This is a genomic window from Cupriavidus lacunae, from assembly GCF_003353055.1.
Lineage (GTDB): Bacteria > Pseudomonadota > Gammaproteobacteria > Burkholderiales > Burkholderiaceae > Cupriavidus > Cupriavidus lacunae.
This window is the reverse complement of sequence record NZ_QKWJ01000247.1, coordinates 1-1039: the sequence shown is the minus strand read 5'-3', so window position 1 is coordinate 1039 and position 1039 is coordinate 1. Positions and strand designations below refer to the sequence as shown.

At 64.2% G+C, this 1039-nt stretch carries 1 protein-coding gene; it reads left to right on the top strand.

The annotated features are described in order from the left end of the window. Nucleotides 1–1039, top strand: a 1039-nt coding sequence (locus DN412_RS42930) for an IS256 family transposase (RefSeq protein WP_115217002.1), incomplete at both ends; no start/stop codon positions are given.

The window sequence follows — 1039 nt, the reverse complement described above, 5'->3', positions numbered from 1 at the left end:
GTCATCCAGGAGGCGATCGAAGTGGAGCTGGCAGAGCTGCTTGAGCAGTTCAGTAACGTCAAGACCTTGAGCGGGCAGCGCGCTGTGGTGCGCAATGGTTACCTCCCGGAGCGCGAGGTGCTGACGGGGGCCGGCCCGATTGCTGTGAAGGTGCCGAAGGTGCGCGACCGGTCCGGGTCTGGCGTGAAGTTCAACTCGGCGATCGTGCCGCCGTATGTGAGGAAGTCGCCGAGGGTGAGTGCCGCACTGCCCTGGCTGTACCTGAAGGGAGTCTCGACAGGCGACATGAGCGAGGCGCTGTCGGTGCTGCTGGGCGACGATGCCAAGGGGCTATCGGCCAACGTGGTGAGCCGGCTGAAAGCGCAGTGGGCAGACGAGCATGCGCACTGGAATCAGCGGGATCTGTCGGCAGCGCGCTATGTGTACTGGTGGGTGGACGGCATCCACACGGGTCTGCGCAGTGAGGGCTCGGACGGGCAATGCCTGCTGGTGATCATTGGTGTCACGCCCGACGGCAGGAAGGAGCGCGTGGCGATCGGTGACGGCTATCGGGAATCGAAGGCATCGTGGGTGGAAGTACTGCTGGACCTGAAATCCCGCGGCTTGCAGGCTGGCCCGCTGGCGGCGGTCGGCGATGGCGCTATGGGATTCTGGGCGGCCCTCGAGGAGGTGTTCCCGACCACCCGCGCCCAGCGCTGCTGGTTCCACAAGATGGGCAATGTCCTGAACGCCTTGCCAAAATCCCAGCATGGCCGCGCCAAGGCAGATCTGCAGGCGATTTGGATGGCAGCCACCAGGGCCGATGCCTATGCCGCCTTCGATCGCTTTGTAACGATCTACGGCGCCAAGTATCCCAAGGCCACCGGCGTGCTCACCAAAGATCGAGACAGCCTGCTGACGTTCTACGACTTCCCGGCCGAGCACTGGCAGCACATCCGCACGACGAACGCGATTGAGTCGACCTTCGCGACCGTGCGTCACCGCACGACGCGCACGCGCAATTGTGTGTCACGAGCGACCTTCCTTGGCCTGGCCTTCA